Origin of the sequence: Bacillus sp. EKM501B, from assembly GCF_011800505.1 — a bacterium.
GTDB lineage: Bacteria > Bacillota > Bacilli > Bacillales > Bacillaceae_G > Bacillus_A > Bacillus_A cereus.
Map to the genome: position 1 here is coordinate 1 of NZ_JAALFZ010000094.1, position 242 is coordinate 242.

The following is a 242-nucleotide window of genomic DNA, read 5'->3' on the forward strand; positions in this document are numbered from 1 at the left end:
TGGGCCTAAATGGACTCGAACCATCGACCTCACGCTTATCAGGCGTGCGCTCTAACCAGCTGAGCTATAGGCCCATAATTAAAAAGCGGGTGAAGAGAATCGAACTCTCGACCAGAGCTTGGAAGGCTCTTGTTTTACCACTAAACTACACCCGCATTAAATTGTAAATGGTGAGCCATGAAGGACTCGAACCTTCGACCCTCTGATTAAAAGTCAGATGCTCTACCAACTGAGCTAATGGC

2 tRNA genes are annotated in these 242 nt (G+C 47.5%); both read right to left on the minus strand.

The features are described from left to right. Positions 1-74: transfer RNA gene (locus tag HFD78_RS29275), tRNA-Ile, on the minus strand. 10 nt (positions 75-84) lie between these two features. Then, positions 85-155 (minus strand) — tRNA-Gly (locus HFD78_RS29280). Between the last annotated feature and the right edge of the window lie 87 nt (positions 156-242).